At 47.7% G+C, this 17,597-nt stretch carries 22 protein-coding genes; 6 read left to right on the top strand and 16 right to left on the bottom strand.

What is annotated here, in order from left to right; all coding sequences use genetic code 11:
* Nucleotides 1-79: 79 nt before the first annotated feature.
* Complete coding sequence (locus BO53_RS0100945; protein ID WP_031544484.1) at nt 80-880, top strand: NAD kinase; 801 nt, start codon at nt 80-82, stop codon at nt 878-880.
* Nucleotides 881-898: 18 nt separating this feature from the next.
* Here the strand turns inward: BO53_RS0100945 and BO53_RS0100940 are convergent, their stop codons facing one another.
* The 4 genes from BO53_RS0100940 to BO53_RS0100925 all read right to left on the bottom strand — a co-directional run bounded on the left by BO53_RS0100940 (nt 899) and on the right by BO53_RS0100925 (nt 5,751).
* On the bottom strand, nt 899-1,672 hold the full coding sequence (locus BO53_RS0100940; protein ID WP_031544482.1) for a TSUP family transporter: 774 nt from the start codon (nt 1,670-1,672) through the stop codon (nt 899-901).
* 5 nt (nt 1,673-1,677) lie between these two features.
* Nucleotides 1,678-2,877 carry a tRNA uracil 4-sulfurtransferase ThiI gene (gene thiI / locus BO53_RS0100935; RefSeq protein WP_031544480.1) on the bottom strand — a complete coding sequence of 400 codons (1,200 nt, stop codon included), beginning with the start codon at nt 2,875-2,877 and terminating at the stop codon, nt 1,678-1,680.
* Nucleotides 2,874-3,992, bottom strand: coding sequence for a cysteine desulfurase family protein (locus tag BO53_RS0100930; protein WP_245608175.1), 1,119 nt, complete (start codon nt 3,990-3,992; stop codon nt 2,874-2,876). The genes thiI and BO53_RS0100930 overlap by 4 nt, the downstream gene beginning before the upstream one ends.
* Nucleotides 3,993-4,056: 64 nt before the next feature.
* On the bottom strand, nt 4,057-5,751 hold the full coding sequence (locus BO53_RS0100925; protein WP_031544477.1) for a septation ring formation regulator EzrA: 1,695 nt from the start codon (nt 5,749-5,751) through the stop codon (nt 4,057-4,059).
* A gap of 103 nt (nt 5,752-5,854) precedes the next feature.
* On the opposite strand from BO53_RS0100925, the gene BO53_RS0100920 reads away from it, so the two are divergent.
* Both BO53_RS0100920 and rpsD read left to right on the top strand, forming a co-directional pair.
* Nucleotides 5,855-6,325: a GAF domain-containing protein gene (locus BO53_RS0100920; RefSeq protein WP_031544475.1), complete on the top strand. Its 471-nt coding sequence runs from the start codon at nt 5,855-5,857 to the stop codon at nt 6,323-6,325.
* A 225-nt stretch (nt 6,326-6,550) separates the two neighbouring features.
* Complete coding sequence (gene rpsD / locus BO53_RS0100915) at nt 6,551-7,153, top strand: 30S ribosomal protein S4 (RefSeq protein WP_031544473.1); 603 nt, start codon at nt 6,551-6,553, stop codon at nt 7,151-7,153.
* Between the two features lie 229 nt (nt 7,154-7,382).
* Here rpsD and BO53_RS13530 read toward each other — a convergent pair whose 3' ends face one another.
* The 9 genes from BO53_RS13530 to BO53_RS0100865 all read right to left on the bottom strand — a co-directional run bounded on the left by BO53_RS13530 (nt 7,383) and on the right by BO53_RS0100865 (nt 12,641).
* Nucleotides 7,383-8,264 (bottom strand): N-acetylmuramoyl-L-alanine amidase, encoded by an 882-nt coding sequence (locus BO53_RS13530; RefSeq protein ID WP_051682959.1) that lies wholly within the window; start codon nt 8,262-8,264, stop codon nt 7,383-7,385.
* Nucleotides 8,265-8,317: 53 nt separating this feature from the next.
* Complete coding sequence (locus BO53_RS0100905) at nt 8,318-8,569, bottom strand: phage holin (protein WP_031544469.1); 252 nt, start codon at nt 8,567-8,569, stop codon at nt 8,318-8,320.
* Nucleotides 8,570-8,585: 16 nt separating this feature from the next.
* Nucleotides 8,586-8,843, bottom strand: a complete 258-nt coding sequence (locus BO53_RS0100900; RefSeq protein ID WP_169738718.1) for a hemolysin XhlA family protein — start codon at nt 8,841-8,843, stop codon at nt 8,586-8,588.
* A 259-nt stretch (nt 8,844-9,102) separates the two neighbouring features.
* Nucleotides 9,103-9,555 (bottom strand): ArpU family phage packaging/lysis transcriptional regulator, encoded by a 453-nt coding sequence (locus BO53_RS0100895; protein WP_031544465.1) that lies wholly within the window; start codon nt 9,553-9,555, stop codon nt 9,103-9,105.
* Nucleotides 9,556-9,679: 124 nt separating this feature from the next.
* The gene (locus tag BO53_RS0100885; RefSeq protein WP_031544463.1) at nt 9,680-9,979 is read right to left on the bottom strand and encodes a hypothetical protein; all 300 of its coding nucleotides are present in this window, start codon (nt 9,977-9,979) and stop codon (nt 9,680-9,682) included.
* 4 nt (nt 9,980-9,983) lie between these two features.
* Entirely contained in the window at nt 9,984-11,252 is a 1,269-nt protein-coding gene (locus tag BO53_RS13525) for a DnaB-like helicase C-terminal domain-containing protein (protein ID WP_051682958.1), read from the bottom strand.
* The gene (locus tag BO53_RS13985) at nt 11,245-11,589 is read right to left on the bottom strand and encodes a hypothetical protein (protein ID WP_031544459.1); all 345 of its coding nucleotides are present in this window, start codon (nt 11,587-11,589) and stop codon (nt 11,245-11,247) included. The genes BO53_RS13525 and BO53_RS13985 overlap by 8 nt, the downstream gene beginning before the upstream one ends.
* An 8-nt stretch (nt 11,590-11,597) precedes the next feature.
* Complete coding sequence (locus BO53_RS0100870) at nt 11,598-12,302, bottom strand: helix-turn-helix domain-containing protein (protein WP_031544457.1); 705 nt, start codon at nt 12,300-12,302, stop codon at nt 11,598-11,600.
* A 129-nt stretch (nt 12,303-12,431) separates the two neighbouring features.
* Nucleotides 12,432-12,641 carry a helix-turn-helix domain-containing protein gene (locus tag BO53_RS0100865; RefSeq protein WP_031544454.1) on the bottom strand — a complete coding sequence of 70 codons (210 nt, stop codon included), beginning with the start codon at nt 12,639-12,641 and terminating at the stop codon, nt 12,432-12,434.
* A 173-nt stretch (nt 12,642-12,814) separates the two neighbouring features.
* On the opposite strand from BO53_RS0100865, the gene BO53_RS0100860 reads away from it, so the two are divergent.
* The 3 genes from BO53_RS0100860 (at nt 12,815) to BO53_RS0100850 (ending at nt 14,563) form a co-directional block, all read left to right on the top strand.
* A complete protein-coding gene (locus BO53_RS0100860; RefSeq protein ID WP_051682957.1) occupies nt 12,815-13,144 on the top strand; it encodes a helix-turn-helix domain-containing protein in 330 nt (109 codons plus the stop codon).
* Nucleotides 13,145-13,201: 57 nt separating this feature from the next.
* Nucleotides 13,202-13,609, top strand: a complete 408-nt coding sequence (locus BO53_RS0100855) for an ImmA/IrrE family metallo-endopeptidase (RefSeq protein ID WP_245608165.1) — start codon at nt 13,202-13,204, stop codon at nt 13,607-13,609.
* 297 nt (nt 13,610-13,906) lie between these two features.
* On the top strand, nt 13,907-14,563 hold the full coding sequence (locus BO53_RS0100850) for a potassium channel family protein (protein ID WP_031544448.1): 657 nt from the start codon (nt 13,907-13,909) through the stop codon (nt 14,561-14,563).
* Nucleotides 14,564-15,068: 505 nt separating this feature from the next.
* On the opposite strand, the gene BO53_RS0100845 is transcribed toward BO53_RS0100850, so the two are convergent.
* From BO53_RS0100845 to BO53_RS0100835, 3 genes are all read right to left on the bottom strand, one after another.
* Complete coding sequence (locus BO53_RS0100845; protein ID WP_031544446.1) at nt 15,069-16,247, bottom strand: M20 metallopeptidase family protein; 1,179 nt, start codon at nt 16,245-16,247, stop codon at nt 15,069-15,071.
* A gap of 87 nt (nt 16,248-16,334) precedes the next feature.
* Nucleotides 16,335-17,024 carry a DUF421 domain-containing protein gene (locus tag BO53_RS0100840; protein WP_031544444.1) on the bottom strand — a complete coding sequence of 230 codons (690 nt, stop codon included), beginning with the start codon at nt 17,022-17,024 and terminating at the stop codon, nt 16,335-16,337.
* Between the two features lie 113 nt (nt 17,025-17,137).
* The gene (locus BO53_RS0100835; protein ID WP_031544442.1) at nt 17,138-17,518 is read right to left on the bottom strand and encodes a YndM family protein; all 381 of its coding nucleotides are present in this window, start codon (nt 17,516-17,518) and stop codon (nt 17,138-17,140) included.
* Nucleotides 17,519-17,597 lie beyond the last annotated feature (79 nt).

Genomic DNA, 17,597 nt, shown 5'->3' with positions numbered 1-17,597 from the left:
ACATCCCTTTCTGATTATGTTATATACTGCTATTATGATACCATATACTTATTATTAACAGGAAACGGGAGTGAACTGCTTGATCAATTATAAAACCGTCTACTTCTATGCTCCTCATGGAGAAGAAACACAGGAAATCAGAGAAGAGCTTTCAGAGCTGTTCAACAGGCTCGGCATCAGCACTGTCGAATCCGATCAGGAAGCGGACATAATTGCCTCACTCGGTGGCGATGGCGCCTTCCTACAGGCAGTCAGACGCAGCAATTTCAGGGAGGATTGCGTCTACCTGGGTATCGCAATCGACAACGCCAGATACTTCTATGTGGATTTTCATTATCAGGATATCAGGAGCCTTGAAGAGGCTTTTGAAAAAGATGACATCGATGTCAGGAACTACCCAGCTCTGGAAGTTAAAGTGAATGACAACAAACCGAGCTATTGCCTGAATGAATTCACACTCCGCTCAAGCATTGTCAGAACGATAAAGATGGATGTATACATCAATGACTTCCTCTTTGAACAGTTCAATGGGGATGGCATACTCGTCTCCACTCCGACCGGTTCGACCGGCTACAACAAATCAATCGGCGGCGCGGTCGTCGACCCGCTGATCCATGCCATGCAGGTGACGGAACTGGCAAGTGTCAACAACAATACCCACCGTACACTCGGCACAAGCTTCCTCCTGAACAGGGAGCGTCCGCTGACCCTGCTGATCGACAAGAATACCGACTACTATCCGGTCATGTCCCTGGATAATGAGGCGCTGAGCGTGCGCAATACTGAAAAAGTTGAGCTGAAGATGAGCGATAAGCTGATCAAGACGCTGAAACTGAAGAACAATACATTCTGGCATAAGACACAAAGAAACTTCCTCTGATGAATCAGAGGAAGTTTCTTATATGTTCGACTGGAAAAAGTCATATAGGTTGGCAAGGATAAGTACCGATGTAACGATGATGAACAGTGCCTTCACATAGCCGACACCTTTGGAAATTGCCATATGGGCACCGGCATACGAACCGAGGACCATGCTTGCTCCCATGGCGAGGCCATATGTGTAATTCACTTCGCCCATAATAATGAAGAGCAGCAGTGCACCGATGTTGCTGCCGAAGTTCAGTACTTTGGCGTTCCCGGCAGACCTCAGAAAATCGAAGCCGGAAAAGAGCATCAGAAACATCAGAAACGATCCTGTACCTCCGCCCATGAACCCATCATAGAATCCGATGAGAATGACGAAAAGCACGAGAAAAACAATTTTTTTCGGGGTGAATACCGCCTTCTTCTCAATACCCCCCCAATCTTTCTTAACCAATGTATAGATGAGCACGAAAATAAGCATGATCAAAACGAGAGGCTTCAGTATCTCCCCCGGCATTCTCACCGCCAGCAGAGCCCCACATACAGAAAGCAGGAAACTGAGCGGGAAAAGTTTCATCACCATGCGAAAGTCGACATGCCGCGCCCTCAGAAACTTAAGTGAACTCGTCAATGATCCGAACGATGAGGCGAGCTTGTTTGTACCAAGTGCAGTGGCTGGACTCATTCCAGTTGCCAGCAAGGCCGGGATTGAAACCAGCCCGCCTCCGCCGACCACAGCATCGATGAACGCCGCGAGAAAACCAAGGGCGATGACAAGCAGCAGGGCAGAAAGTTCGATATCCGGCATCTGTCCTACAGCAAGGATTTGAATGCTTCATTTTCTTCTGCATCATTCACAGAATAGCATTCAATACCAGCCAGCGCCTTTTCGATCATCGGTTCGAAATCAACCTTGGATTCGAACTTCTCGACCTTCTCCACTACAGGCTTCGTCTTCGGCGATTTGGGCTTGAATATTGTACAGCAGTCTTCATAAGGCAGTACGGATGTCTCGTAGGTTCCGTACTTGCGTGCCATTGCTACAATTTCATTCTTCTCCAGTGTCAATAATGGCCGGAGGACCGGGAAATTTGTAACTGCGTTGATTGCATGCATGCTGGCCAGCGTCTGCGAAGCGACCTGCCCGAGGTTTTCACCATTGACGATTGCCTTCGCATCGAGCTGTTCGGCCAGACGCTCTGCGATGATGAGCATGATCCGCCGTGTCGTCGTCATGGACATGTTGTCCGGAATCCAGTCATATATCTTCGTCTGCAGTTCAGTGAACGGCACAATATGGAGTTTTATGTCTGCCCCCGTCCGTTTCGACATGATGTCGATCAGCTGCTTGACCTTTTCCGTCGCCTGTGGGCTCGTATAAGGTGGGGAGTGGAAATGGACTGCTTCAATCTCGACACCCTTTTTCATCACTTCCAGCCCCGCAACCGGCGAATCGATGCCGCCCGAGAGCATCAGCAGTGCCCGGCCGCCTGTTCCAATCGGCAGCCCGCCGATGCACGGCCTCACCTCATGATACATATATATGCCGTCAATCCTTACCTCCACCATGATCTGATGGTCCGGATGTTTTACATCGACATCCAGCTTCGGTACATTATCCAGCACATGGCCGCCGAGCATCTGCTGGATATCGAACGTCTTCAGATGATAGCTCTTATCTGCACGCTTGACTTCAATCTTGAAGGTATCCCCTTCGTCGAACCCGTCTGCGAAATGCACGGCCGTGTCCTTCATCGCCGCTTCGGACCGTTCGAGCTTCGCCACTGGGGATACGCTCAGTATTCCGTTTACATTCTCCAAAGCATCCATCACTGCATCAGGTGCCTCGTCACCCAAAGTAATATAGGCACGGTCCCAATGTGCATTGAGTTCGACGTCAAAATCCGACAATGCGCGCTTCATATTTTGTCTCAATGCGTTGATGAACATTTTCCTGTTTCTCGTCTTCAGGGTGATTTCACCGTATCTCACCAGAATATGATCATAAATCATTTCAATACATCTCCTATTTCATTATGCACCGCATGCAGTGCGGTGATCAGTCTTTCCACTTCCATATCTTCAGTCTGGCTGCTGAAGGAAATTCTTATGCTGCCTTCTATCACCGGTTGTGCATTCCCCATTGCCAGCAGTGTCTCGTTCAGCTTCTTCAGCTTCGATGCACAGGCACTCGTTGTTGAAACGAAAATATCGTGGCTGCCAAGCGCATTGACCACGACTTCCCCCTTCGCACCAGTAAATGAGATATTCATGATATGCGGTACACCGGAAGGCTGGACCTGAATCGCATGGAGCCCGTCCAATGCGGCTCTGACTCTTCTATTATAGGCAGTCACCCGTGTATATGATCCGTCCAGCTCCTCATCACTTATCCTCAGTGCCCGGGCCATCGCCGCAGCACCCGGCAGGTTGACGGTGCCGCTCCTGATGTTCCCTTCATGCCCACCCCCATATGTGATGGCGGACAGTGTCTTCACTTCCTTCACCATGAGTGCCCCAATACCTTTCACACCATGGAATTTATGGGCACTGATGCTGATGGAATCCACTTCACTGTAGTCCATCCGGATCTTTCCGACAGCCTGGGTGGCGTCGACATGGAAGTGCACCCTCGGGTATTGACGCAGCGCTTCACAGATCTCTTCAATCGGCTGGATGCTGCCGACGATATTGTTGACTGCCATTACAGTGACGAAGACGACGTCATCATCGAGCAGCTCCGCGAAATGCCTCATATCCACCGTTCCATCAGGCAGGGTGCGGATATACCGCACGTTGAACCCCTCGTCTTTCATCGCTTCCGCCACATTGATGACACTCGGGTGTTCAAGTTCACTGATGAGCATCGTCCTGCCGAAGGGCTTCTTATGACGGAGTACGCTCTGTATTGCGATATTGTTGCTTTCCGTTGCACCAGAAGTGAATATGCACTCATGATTCCCGAGACCCATCAGGTCGAGGACCTGTCTTCTTGATGCTTCCAGCAGCTTTGCCGCTTCGCGCCCCGCCTGGTGGATGCTTGCTGTATTGAAATAGTACGACCTGTTGACGTTCATATATGTGTCGAGCACGTCCTCATACGGACGCGTCGTTGCTGCGTTATCCATGTATATCAAAATATCACTCCTTACACAAAAGGGACTCGGGATCTGTCATCCCAAGTCTCCTATTCTACCGCTTATCAAATTCTTTCTCAATACGTTCCGCTGCACCCGGCTCCACTTTATCGAGGGCCATTCTGACGATCTCCAGTGCACGCTTGTAGCGATTTTCCCTGAAGAGGCGTTCCGCTTCATTCAGCTTATGGCTGAAATCCGGGTCGTCCCTTCTGTAGCGGTTGCCATATTGGATCATCACTTCCGTCAGGCGGGCTTCCTGGAGTATTTCATATGCTTCCTGCTCATATTTATTCATCAGGACTACGGTGCGGTTCACCTTGTCCTTGATGTACTGGACATTCAGAGGTCGCCGCTTGAAATACTTGTTGATCTCTTTGACATCTATGTCGAGTTCATTCTTCATGACCAGGAACTTCTCAGGAACGCTTGTAAGGTTGGATCCGAGGAGCTCCCTGTAGATTTCTTCCTTGCGGTCCTGTACCAGCAGGGCATTCTCCCGGGCCTCCGCTTCGTCTTCACGCAGGTTGATCAGGTACTGCTGGATCTGCTGCTGCTCTTCGTTGATGGAGCCGATATTGTCCTTAATGTACTCCAGGTTATCCAGGACCTCGCTGTATCGCGCCATCGATTTGGAAGTTTCGGAAATGATCTCATCGTAGACTTCAATCATGCTTTCGATTTCATGCTCGTACTTCTGGACCTGATGGATGTCCGTTTCATTGATATGGAACTGCTCTTTGACATAATCAATCTCCGTGCGCAGCGTATAGTTCATATCCTTTGCATGGAAGAGATTGTCCGTAATGATATCCTTTTCGTGGTCGACCTTCGTCTTCGCCATGACTTCATGCTCCACGAGTTCGAGCATGTCATCGAGCTGGGTATTGATGTCATCCAGGATATCCCTCGCCTCATCGAGCTCAAGGCGTGTGATCAGCGGCTCCACAAGGTTCAGCTTTCCTTTGAGTGTGGCCAGCTTGCCCTCCACTTTGATGTGCTCAAGGTCATATCCCTCCGCTTTCAGATCACGGCATCCGAAGCGCACTTCCTGGAACTGCTGGGGCAGATCCTTCTGGACCTCTTTGATCAGTAGCGGAATCTCATCCATGTTCTCCTTGAGGATGGAGAGCTCCTCATGCACTTCATCGATCTCCTTGTTTGCAGTGACATAGTTGCCCTGGTTCACCTGCTTTTCGTACGCTTTCAGTTCGGGTTCATATGTCTCTATCAACTTTTCGAGATGGGGCTGTGCATCACCAAACTGATGTCCGTTCGCAAGTACGTCACGCTTCGCTTCGCGATAGAGCCGCTCCGCTTCATTGTACTTCCTCTCGCCCTCCTTGTTTGCGTCGATCAGTTCATGGATTTCACCAGAGAGTTCCTTGTACTTCTCCTCGACGCTCTCAAGCTTTGCATTTGCGCTTTCAGTCTTGGCACGGCTGTCATTGAAACGAAATTTCTCAACATCTTCAGTAGCCTGATCCAGGTCATTTTGGGCCTCTACCAGAGAATGTTTAAGAACGTTCTGCCAGTCCGACTGCCAAGTCTTGTACAGTGACCGCGCTTCGCCATGGAGATTGTAGTCCTTGACTTTGACAAGCTCGTCCTGAAACGGCAGATTCCGCATTCCCTCGAGTTTTACATATTGCGTTTTTATGTCATCTTTTCTGATATTACGCATATATAATAGCGTGCCGATCGCAATTACGACGGCAAGTATGACAACGATTAAAACATAGACCCACATACAGCTACCTCCTAAGTATATAATTAGATTATAGCTTAAAAAATTGAAAGAAAAAACATATAAATGTATAATTCATTAATATTTATATAGACAGGGTGATTAAATGTTTACAGAAACCAAAATCAAAGACTACACACAACTGAACCAGATGCTCAAAGGCCTGATTGAAGATGAGACGGACCGCATCGCCAATCTATCCAATGCGTCCAGTCTGCTCAACGTATTCCTCGAAGACATCAACTGGGTCGGCTTCTATCTGTATGAAGAAGAAACAGACGAGCTCGTGCTCGGCCCGTTCCAGGGACTCCCCGCCTGCGTGAGGATACAGAATGGAAAAGGCGTCTGCGGCCTTGCCTTCAGGGGGAATGACATCTTCATCGTCGATGACGTCACACAATTCCCCGGACATATCGCCTGTGATGCAAACAGCCGCTCCGAAATCGTTGTGCCGATCTATAGGGATGGTACACCGATCGGCGTACTCGATATCGACTCCCCCATTTTCGACCGTTTCACAGAAGAGGACCGCAAGGGCCTCAGTGACTTCGTAGAAGTATTGAAACAGTATATCTAGAAGAACGTCCATTGACAAGCGTCAACCATTTGTGTATAATCATTAATTGTGTAAATGAACGGATTAAGTAGCGGATGACCATTACATGTCAGCATGCGGTTCCCTTGGTGGTGTGCTGCGTAACTGATGCTATAAGGCGAAGGCACTTAAAATCGCATGCCCATGTAAGTGGTTATCACCCTTATGATGTCTTTTGCATAGACAAAACAATAAGGAGGAGTCAAAATGGCTCGTTTTACAGGTTCAACTTGGAAAAAGTCCCGCCGTCTCGGAATCTCACTGAGTGGCACAGGCAAAGAACTCGAACGCCGTCCGTACGCCCCTGGTGACCACGGCCCAACACAAAGAAGAAAGCTTTCCGAATATGGAATGCAGCTTCAGGAGAAGCAGAAGCTCCGTTTCATGTATGGAATCACTGAGCGCCAGTTCCGTACAATCTTCGACCGTTCTGCAAAAATGAAAGGTGTTCATGGTGAAAACTTCATGATCCTTCTCGCTTCCCGTCTGGATGCAGTCGTATACCAGCTCGGACTTGCAAGAACACGCCGTCAGGCACGTCAGCTCGTCAACCACGGTCACGTGACTGTAGATGGCAAACGTGTGGATATCCCATCCTACACACTCAAAGCTGGCCAGACTATCGGCCTGCGTGAGAAATCCCGCAACCTCGATATCGTCAAAGAAGCGATCGAGTACAACAACTTCGTTCCTGAATACCTTACATTCGACGAAGAAAAAATGGAAGGTACTTTCGTACGTCAGCCAGAGCGTTCTGAGCTCGCTGCTGAAATCAACGAACAGCTTATCGTCGAGTACTACTCCAGATAATAGGTTGAAACAGTATCTGAAGGCTTCAAATCCTCATATGAGGATTTGGAGTTTTTTTATTATCATGTATAATCCGGTCCTGGTAAGAACCGATATGTTTTATCATTATATAGATTGTCCAATATTCTAATCAGCAGCTTCGCTGCTCTTCCCAATGCTGCCTTTTCATTGGTTATGTATCCTCCCCTTTTAGGGGGAGGTGATATATTATATTCATTCCTAGTTGGCTTTAGCTGAACGTACCCCAGTCTGCTCCGACGATGCCGGTTGTGGGATTCCACGTCTTGACGGGCAGCGTCTTATACCTGCCGTTGACGTAGTAGCCGATCCAGACGTGGCCATCCTGGCGCATGAGTTCCACATATTCCGTGGACCATCCCGGATTGGCATATCCACCCTCCGGTGCTGACAGGAATGGACTGCCGAAGCGTGACATGATGCGCGTGCCGCCTACAGTGAACGTACCGCGTGCTTCGATCCATTGCGTGCCATATGCGTTTGTCTTCCATTCTCCAATTGTATAAGGGGTTGCTTTTGGCGCAGGTGCGGAAATCATATTGAGTCCAAAGTATTCCGCCACACCGCGTGCGACGGCTTCGCCCTGTGCTTTGAGTTTGTTTTTGTCCCTCATTGCCACAATATCCTGGTTTGAATCCATGAATCCACCTTCGACGAGTATCGCAAGCTGATGGGGCTCGCGTGTTTCGTGAAGATTGGTGACTTTCACACCCCGATTCGTGATGCCCATCGCTTTTGAAACCAATGGTGCGACAATCGAAGCAAGCTCGTATGACTGCGGTGCATATGGTCTGACATGCACCTCTGATCCGCCACCATTGAACCATACCCCCTGGTAGGCATTGTGGTGAAATGCGATATATACATCGACCTTATTTTGGTTCGCAAAGTCGGTGCGTGTTGTCAGTGGCGTATCCACTTCGCCTATCGGGTCTGATACTTCGATGATTTCCACATCATCATAATTTCCCATCATCTCCATAAACGCATCCGCCACTGGATCATTAAAATACCATTCTCTTTCTCCTGCCGGTGAACGCTTGCCTGCCGTGTACTTTCCGTGTCCTCTTGAAACTCCAATTTTCAATGTCATAAATAATCCTCTCCTTTTTCATAATAAAAAGACCCCTCAATTTTTGAGACGTCCTACTTCAAACCCTGCTTATTCAATTCTTCTTCCTGCCTGCGTGCTTTTCTGGTGACGATGAAAGTATTCTTCCAGATGCCATAGAATGCGAAAGCGAGTGGTATCGCTGTCATCAACACCTGCATCCATAGGTCGATCATTTCCTGATTGAACCAGTCAAGATGAATCCCCATCCCTTGAAGTGCAAGGAAGAGGGCACCCAAAAATCCACCAATCATTGCCACCAGCTGCTTAACTTTGTTCTGTGTCATTTCCCGCCTCCTTTCATCACATGAATATGAATCCCAATACGAATATGATGAAAGGCACGAGAATTCCTGATGCAAAGCCGGCAACCCACTTCAATGTTGTCTTCAGGTCTTTGAGATTTTCCTCTGTAGCTTCTGCCATGCCGAAAGCCGTATTCGATTTGTCATAGGCGTCATCAGCACGCTGCCTGATCTGTTCCAATCCGCTTAATTTGCCGTCAATCTGACCAAGCCTGTCAAAAATCCGTATTGCGATATCCTTGTCCTCATTCGGCATTGCATCCCTCCCCTCTTCCATGTCTGTGATATATCCTCCCTCCTTCCAATAGAAAAGGCCGGCCTGCGGCCGACCTCAGTTACTATGTGATGTTTCATCCCCTTTATCGGTAGAAGGATGAGTATGTGCAGCAACCTATCTATAGATTCCTACAATACAATTGTAATGCCTTACGAGGCTGAATGTGTCCATCTGCCGTACATGAATGGTACGGATGAAGTTCGGAAAAGGTACACACTCATTACGGTTTCGACAAAATTCACGTCTCTCCGCCGCCTTTCCTGTAGACTTCGAGTCCCAGGAAGAAGGCCAGCCTCACAATGGCATCGTTCTTCAGCTCGTAGTACTTCGTCCGGCTGATGCCGAGTTCCGTATAGAGCTCCACATCCATCATCTTCTCCTCCTGAAGGTATTTGTATACGATAATATACCGCTCATTCGGCTTCAGGCATTCCACTGCTTCATGCATCCGATCCATGACCTCTTCCCGTCTTTCCATCAGCTCCTGCCGCTTGATGTTCCTGCTGGCTGCCTGTTCGACATTGTTCAGGCTGCGGTTGGTCGTCGGTGGAATGAAGCTGAAGGATTGTGTTACGGACGGCTCTTCCCTCAAAGGGGACAGGTGGAGCAGCTGGTGGTACTCATTAATGAAATTATGGACAGCATTGCGTGTCGCATTGGTATCCAGATCCTCAATTTTTATCAGTGACATCTATAACCCTCCATTTATTTGTTCAACAATGTTTTCACTTTCTGCAGAATATTCTTATGGTCCTGTGGATCAGGATCCATTCGCGGTTCTTTCCGATTCATTTTCAAACGCCCCCCTCGCCTTATTAATCATTCAAGGTATCCTCTTTGATATGGAATACCGGTTGCCCGTACCCCAATACCGGCTGCCCATGCTTTTTACGATGGTATCTGGCCACCCTGTAGAGTGCCCCGGGTGTATAGTTTTTGACATAGTCCCAAAACTGTTCAAAATCGTCAGTAATCTCCAGTCTGTTGGTCTCCAGAAGATAGAGCAGAACCTCCCTGTACACTGTAAACAGCCTGACTGCAGCTTCTCCGCCAAATGCTTGGGACGCTTCGTCTATTGTCTTCTCAAAGACTTCAAGCTGATCGATAATTTCCATCAGTCTAATTCCCGGAGATCGTCTGATTGTGGCGTTGGAATGTGGTGAGTGCCGTGCCCGTCGGTCCATCCTTGTTCTTGGCAACAATGATTTCCATCCGGCTGCCTTCTGAAGGATTTCCTCCATTCCGGATATAGTAGTCCTCCCTATGGCAGAAGAACACCATGTCTGCATCCTGTTCCAACTGTCCGGTCTCCCTGAGGTCGCTCAGTACCGGCCGCTTATCCTGTCTGGCATCATTCGCACGGGAGAGCTGGGACAAGGCAATGATGGTCACATCCATGTCTTTTGCGATAATCTTCAGTTCCCTCGAAACCTCTTCGAGTTCCGCCCGGCGGTCACGCAACCTGACATCTGATTGCATAAGCTGGATATAATCGATGAAGATGATCCCCCGCCTCCCTTCCGGTATGTTATTGGCGGCAGTCTTCACCCTGTTCGTTGTGACACTCGCATCATCCATTATTTTGATGTTCGAGGCTTGATAGCATTTGATGCCGTCAATGACTTTGTCGATCTCTTCATTGGTCATCATCCTGCTCGGTTCCTTGAATTTGGTGAGATTGACCCCTGTCGATGCTGCAAGGATGCGCTGCGTTACACTGATCTCTGTTGTCTCTGCAGAGAAGAATATGATTTCATTCTGTTCACTCTGCATATTTTGGGCCATCTGAAGTGCCAGGGCCGTCTTGCCCATTGACGGTCTTGCACCCACCAGAATCAATTGCTTTGATGAAACTCCGGATATGAGGCTGTCCAGGGATGCCAGGCCCGTCTTGATGATGGACGCTGAATCTTCGTTGTACAGGCTGTCGAATATGTTCTTCAGTGTGTCGCACTTCCTATCCTCCTGCACCAGGTCGATCTTCTCCAACTTGTCGATCCGGTTGCGGATATACATGCGGCCGGCAAGGCCCGGTTCATTCGTATACTGCTTTATGGCTTTATCGAGTTCCCGATGCTTGTAGTGTTCTGCCACCTGCTCCTGATCGAACATGAAGCCCTTGTCGGTGGGCACATCCATGTAGACAATCTGTTTCACGAATTCGTAGTCCCCATATACTTCTGGAGATTTCACCGACTCACTGATGAGCTGCTGTTTATCAAATTCAGGATCACTGAGCAGCCGGGTGGCCAATGCACCATGCTTTTCATTTTCGAAGTATTCCGGCTCCAGTCTCAGCCGTCTTCTGAGAGCCGGGAAATGGAGTGCTTTGGCGAGCACGGTCTTCTCGAAGTATTCCACCTCGGTAAATCGTGAGAAATCATTCATTACCAGCACCTCCCTTGAGCATTGCCTGGAGTTTTTCCAATTTTTCCTTCCGTTCACGCGCCAGCCTTGGGTCTGCCTTTTCACGCTCGACCCGTTCAATATCTGCCTGCATATGGTCATCACTGTGCATTTCCCTGATGTACACAATGTGTGCCAGTTTTGGCGGAAAAACTTCTTTGGTCGCGTAATCATCAAGCTTGGCCACCGTCATGTGGCGGTCGCCTTTCATGATCTGGTACACCCATGCCTGCTTCGTTATGATATCTGCATCATTGAGGAAGGATGGATAATAGGATTTGATGCGGCCCAGCACTTCTTTTGCTTCTTCATAATTCATGGAATCACCTACAATCCACTCAGAAAGGCGTCTTCACCTTCTGAAGCTTTTTTGCCGTCCGCTTCATACAGATTGCCTTTGACATATTCGTGATCATCCAGGAACCGCTCTTCATTCAGGAAGGTGGCGGGATATGCCTGGAATCGTCCATCCTCCGCTTTGATGCTCTTGAGGTAGGCGATGGTCCCGGTCCTGATGGTCTCCCAATCATGATTCCTGATGGCCCTCCCAAACGCCTTGGAAGCTTTTGGCCTCGCCTTCTTCTTGTCGTAGAGGGTATAGAAGTCTTCAAAGCGCGCATGTTCTTTATTGTTTATACTATTCCTGGTTATATTATTATCAGTTATACTATTCTCTTTAACCGTTCCGTTAACGGCCGGTGCCCCGTCTGATAACGGTCCATTATCAGGATGATCAACAGCCGTTGCCGTCTGCGTCAACGGGTATATCTTCCTGTTCGTTACAACAGTGCCATTTCTTTTATAGATGATGCTGATGTACCCCCTTTTCTTCAATCTCTTCAGCCGCCGGGAAACGGTAACGTCCGTTACGCTGAAGAGATTGGAAAAGTAGTCATTGGTTGCGTAGCAGTAGCCGTGCTTATTCGATAGTGCAGTGATTTCTGCATATAATATCTTTTCATCACCAGTAAGGTCTGGATCATACCGCACATCGGCAGTAATGAAACCAAAATAGCTTGGATGGTTCTCCATATTGAATGCCTCCGATTCATGCTCAATTTGTCTTGGAATATTCCTTGTCACACCGGTCTATTCCAGAACGTTCTTGCCCTTGCCTCTCTTTCATTGTCTTCATAAGTTCATATAATCGCGTTTATGCGACTATAATGTTAAAAAAATAGATGCTGCCTCCTCCTTCGACAAAGGAATTGTCTCCACCATCTTTTGGATCTTCCCAATGGTGAATAAATCTCCCCTATTATCCAATTTTCTGGAGAATGTAGAGCAATCCATTCCAATGGCTGCAGCCACTTTTTCCTGCGTCATATTTTTCTCGATCAGAAGTTCTTTAAGCTTTAATGTATCCACCATTTTTTATACCTCCCCTTTAATCGCGTTTATGCGACTTAATGATTAAATAGTAACATAACATGAAGTGATGTCAATAAATAAATTGCATAAATGCGACGTATGTAGTTGCGTAACTGCAACAATATATATATAATACAAGTATAAATTAAGGGTAATCCGGGGAGGATAAAACCATGGATGTAGGGGAAAGAATTAGACATCGACGGAAAGAGTTGGACGTTTCTGCTGATGCGCTTGCGAACTTTGTGGGGGTCTCGAGGGCAACAATCTTCAGATATGAAAGGGGCGATATAGAAAAGATGCCTGCAGTTACACTGAAGAAGATTGCTGAGAAGTTGAGAACCACCCCAGCATTCCTGATGGGATGGACTGAAGAAAAAGAAACTGAAACAGCCCCCATCAACACCATCGCCGCGCACATTGACGACGATGTTACCGAAGAAGAGATGGATGATATCGTAAAGTATATCGAGTTTATCAAATCCCAGCATAAAGGCAAGTAAGGTGATAAGGTGCAACAGCTTGAAAGATTGATTTCACGTGTTCCGGAAGTAAATATTATGCATGACCATCTCATGCCCAAAAGTCTGGATGGTCTATACTACGATGACAATATACGGCTTAACGCAAATAATGACTACTACAAAAATGTAGCGGTGCTCGCCGAAGAGATCGGACACTACTATACATCGAGTGGGCATATCACCAACTATAAGGACATCAACAACATGAGGCAGGAAATCCGTGCGCGCCGCGTCGGAATAAAACTCGTCCTGCCTCTGGAGAGTCTGATCGACTGCTATGAAAAAGGACACTGGGGAGACCTGTATGCGATGTGTCTGCACCTTGAGATTGACAGAAGCTACTTTGAGGAAGCGATTGAGGATTACAAGCGGCAGTTTGGATCCTATGTAAAATATGACGGCTATCTCATAGAATTCGAGCCATTAAAAATTAAAAAGAGCTAAATCTGTATCGCTCGGTGGAGGTTCTTATCCACCATTTCCAGAAATGATATAGAATAGTCGTCCTGTGTCTAGGCAGATGCATATTCTGCAAAATGGAACATATTGCTGACGATAAGGAAGTATACCTGGACAGTTGTAGATCTCAAAAACCGTTGGCCAAAAATTATTTTTCAGAAGCCTTTTATTTATATTTTTCACTTAGCGACCGCATCATGAAATTTTCCTTTACAAAAGCACATGGTGGGAGTAAGATGACTGTCGAATAGGGAAACCAATATGAGAACTGGAGGAGAAGGCATGGAAAAATCTTTTGCGGTGTTCGGCCTGGGACGATTCGGCGGCACACTTGTTAAAGCGTTCCACGATAGTGGGATAGAGGTCATCGCTGTCGATAAGGATGAGGACAAGGTCAAGGCATATTCCGACCTGGCAACTTACGCGGTGCGCATTTCCCAGATTGACGAAACGACTTTGAATGATATGGGGGTCAGAAATGTCAATCATGCTTTTGTTTCCTTCGGTGACGACCTTCAGGCGAGCATACTGACCTCCCTCCTTCTAAAGGATATGGGGGTTCCCAAAGTATGGACGAAATCCCAGAATGCCCACCATACCAAAGTTCTGGAAAAGATCGGCGTGGACCGGGTGATACAGCCCTCCCATGATGTGGCCAAGCGGATTGCAAAGCACATCGTCTCCGATAAGATGATTGATTTCATAGAACTGTCGGATCAGTACAGTATTGTAGAGATTGAGGCGACTCCCAAGATTGATGGCATTACCCTCCAGAAACTTAATCTCCGGGTCAGGTATGGCTGCACGATTGTCGGCATCCAGAGGGGAGCAGAATTCAATATCTCTCCCCCCATAGATGAAATCATACATGAAGGGGACACTCTGATCATCATTGGCCGGAACGAAGATATAGACCGTTTTGAAAAAGAAGGGATGTAGCTTCTCATCATCATCAAGCCGCTTCTGCGGCTTTTTTATTTGAAAAAAAGATGTAATAAAACATAAAAAGCACAAAGGGGGTCTGGATGAATGGCAAGAGGGATCAGTTTGATGATAAGGAATAAACTGGGATGATGACCGGAGCATTTATGACAACCAGGACGAAGAGTCGATAAAGGAAGATAAGAAGACCAGGCGGCAGACGGGGGCAAAAGGCCAACATGAGGCAACTAAAAAATCAGACATCCATAGATGCCTGATTCTCATCGCTTTCATTGCCATACTCGTTTTTTTATATCATGTCAGGTCAGGCCTCTTCTTCGGTGATGAGCAGGACGAAGAGATTACTGAATATGAGGCGCCTGGAACGGAGAATGAGGAAGTGGATGACGATTCTTCCAACCTTACACCAGACCAGGAGATTAAAAGATAAGCTGGTTTTTAACTATAGTGCAAGTCATGGTCTAAATCAGTGCAGAATAACATTGGAAGCGACAATGTAGAGCTAGCTTTTATTCTTGAGTGTCTGCAGCGTATCGATCGCAACTTGCGTCATGGCTTCGATGCCGTAGGGAATCGCCTCTTCATTGAACCTGAATGAAGGATTGTGCAACGGTTTCTGCCCTTCTCCAACAGAGCTGCCGAGCCAGTAGTAGACACCCGGGTATTTCTGCAGGAACCTGCTGAAATCCTCTCCACCGAGACTTGGTGTCAATGTTGGCAGGGCCGTCTCCCCATACATGCTGCTTACTGTGGAATGAACCTGTTCCGCCCATTCGGCGTCATTGACGGTCGCAGGATATCCATCCAGATAAGTAATATCGACTTTGGCATCCATCGCTTCGGCGACATTCTCCACAATCTCGAAGAACCGCCTCTTCAGCTTCTGCTTCATTTCGTCACTCTGTGTGCGGATGGTGCCTTCCAGTTCTGCCGTTTCCGCAATGACATTGTACTGAAATCCTGCATTGAACTTCCCTACCGTGACCACTGCCGGGTCGAATGGATTGGCATTCCGGCTGGCGATGGTCTGCAGGCTGGTCACAATCTGGTTGGCGGCGACGATGGCGTCAATGGTGTCGTGCGGCATGGAGGCATGGCCGCCGGACCCTGTCACTTTGATTTTAAAGCGGTCTGAGTTTCCCATAATCGGCCCGGCCATCACCCCGAACTGGCCAACAGGCAGCTGAGGCCATACATGCTGGGCAATCAGCACCTCCGGCTCGTGTTCATCGAATACGCCATCCTCCATCATCTGCTTCGACCCGCCTGTCGGCGACTGCTCTTCAGCCGGCTGGAAAACGAGCAGAACTTTACCTTCGATTTCATCACGGCGCTGCAACAGATACTTCGCAGTACCGAAGAGCATCGCGGTGTGCGCATCATGGCCACATGCATGCATCACACCATCCTTTTCAGAGGAAAATGCCTCACCAGAACTTTCCATGATCGGCAACGCGTCAATGTCAGCCCTGAGCCCGATGGTCGGCCCTGGTTTCTCTCCTTCGATGATTCCAAGGACGCCGGTTCCTGCGAATCCGGTCTCATAAGGCACACCAAGCGCATCCAGTTTTTCCTGGATGCGCTGTGAGGTCTTCTGTTCCTCTCCGCTCAGTTCAGGATTCCTATGCAGCTGCCTTCTGAATTCAACAACTTCTTCCACTATATGAGAGTCAAGCGTCATATTAAAAACACCTTTCACTTTTATTCTCAAGAAAATCCTTTTAATATAGTAACACAATAGACTCAATTATTTTGGAATTTTCACATATCATTTATCTTTGGCCTGAGCAAAAAATCCTGTGTTCCTGTTCCATTCTGCAAAATATACCTCATCGACATCATAATCGGTATCCTTTTCAAGCTTCTCCCGGAGCCACTCCTCATCAAATCCAGCCCGCTTCAGCTCTTCATGTTCTATTTTTCCGGCATCGACGAACAGATGGGTGACTTCGTTCTCGTCATATTCATCATCACCCTTCAGGTCCCTCCTGACTGCGGGCTCTTCACTCGCATATTGTATGACAGACAGCATGCCGCTGTTCTCAAGCACTGCATACTTGACACTTTTCAATGAAAAGATCTTCTGCATCCGCAACAGTTCACGCACTTCATCCACATCCATGTTATTCTTATCCATCACTTTAACATCGATGATGCCATCATTGATCAATAGTTCAGGTTTGCCTTTCATCACTCTTCTGAAACGCTCGTTCTTCAATGCAAATTTTTCTATCACGTATATCAGCAGTGCCCAATAAGCGAGCGCAAAAAGCATTTCATAGAATGGCATTGTCGTTTCGTACAGGGCCTCTTCGACGACGCTGCCGAGAATCAACGCATAAACAAAATCAAGGGGTGTAATCTGGGCCATTTCCTTCTTGCCGAGCAGCCTGATCACGATGATGACGCCGATCAGACCGGTCGTGAGCTTGACCACATAAGTAAGCATATCTTCCATGGTTTCACCTTTTTCCTGATATATTTTTTAAATGAATACGTAGCAAGAAAACCCCGGTGCTGTTCTATCAGCCACACGGGGTTAATATGGCAACCTTTAAAATGCGGTACTCATCAAACTTTAGTGTTTGCTCTTTCATGTGCCACGGGGCCGCTTTTCAGCATATACATGTGGAACAGATACTCTCCGACGGCAATGACAACCGCAGAAATAAGAGCTGCCATTGCAACTGTGCCGCCTGATATATCAGTCATCAACAGGCCAAGCAGCCATACTACAAGAAAAGTAAGAACGAGGTCGGAAATTGTAGCGACCATGTTGCCTGCTGCCGGCAGTATGCCAAGATCGCCTGCAAAGTAGGAAATGACTCCAAGAACAACAGTCGTAATCAGAATCATTGGCCAGAAGTCCATGCCGTATCCGGCGCCAAGTACAATCCATAAGACAGCAAGTGTCATAACAGCTTTAATCAGTAACGCCTTTACATGTTCCATCTCTTTCGCCTCCATTCTATTAATCTTAGTCTATTCCATCTCTACCCGGCATCATAAGGGTGAAACATATGGTTTGAAC

Source organism: Salinicoccus luteus DSM 17002 (assembly GCF_000712035.1).
GTDB lineage: Bacteria > Bacillota > Bacilli > Staphylococcales > Salinicoccaceae > Salinicoccus > Salinicoccus luteus.
The sequence above is the reverse complement of the archived record's forward strand: the minus strand, read 5'-3'. Positions and strand labels throughout refer to the sequence as shown.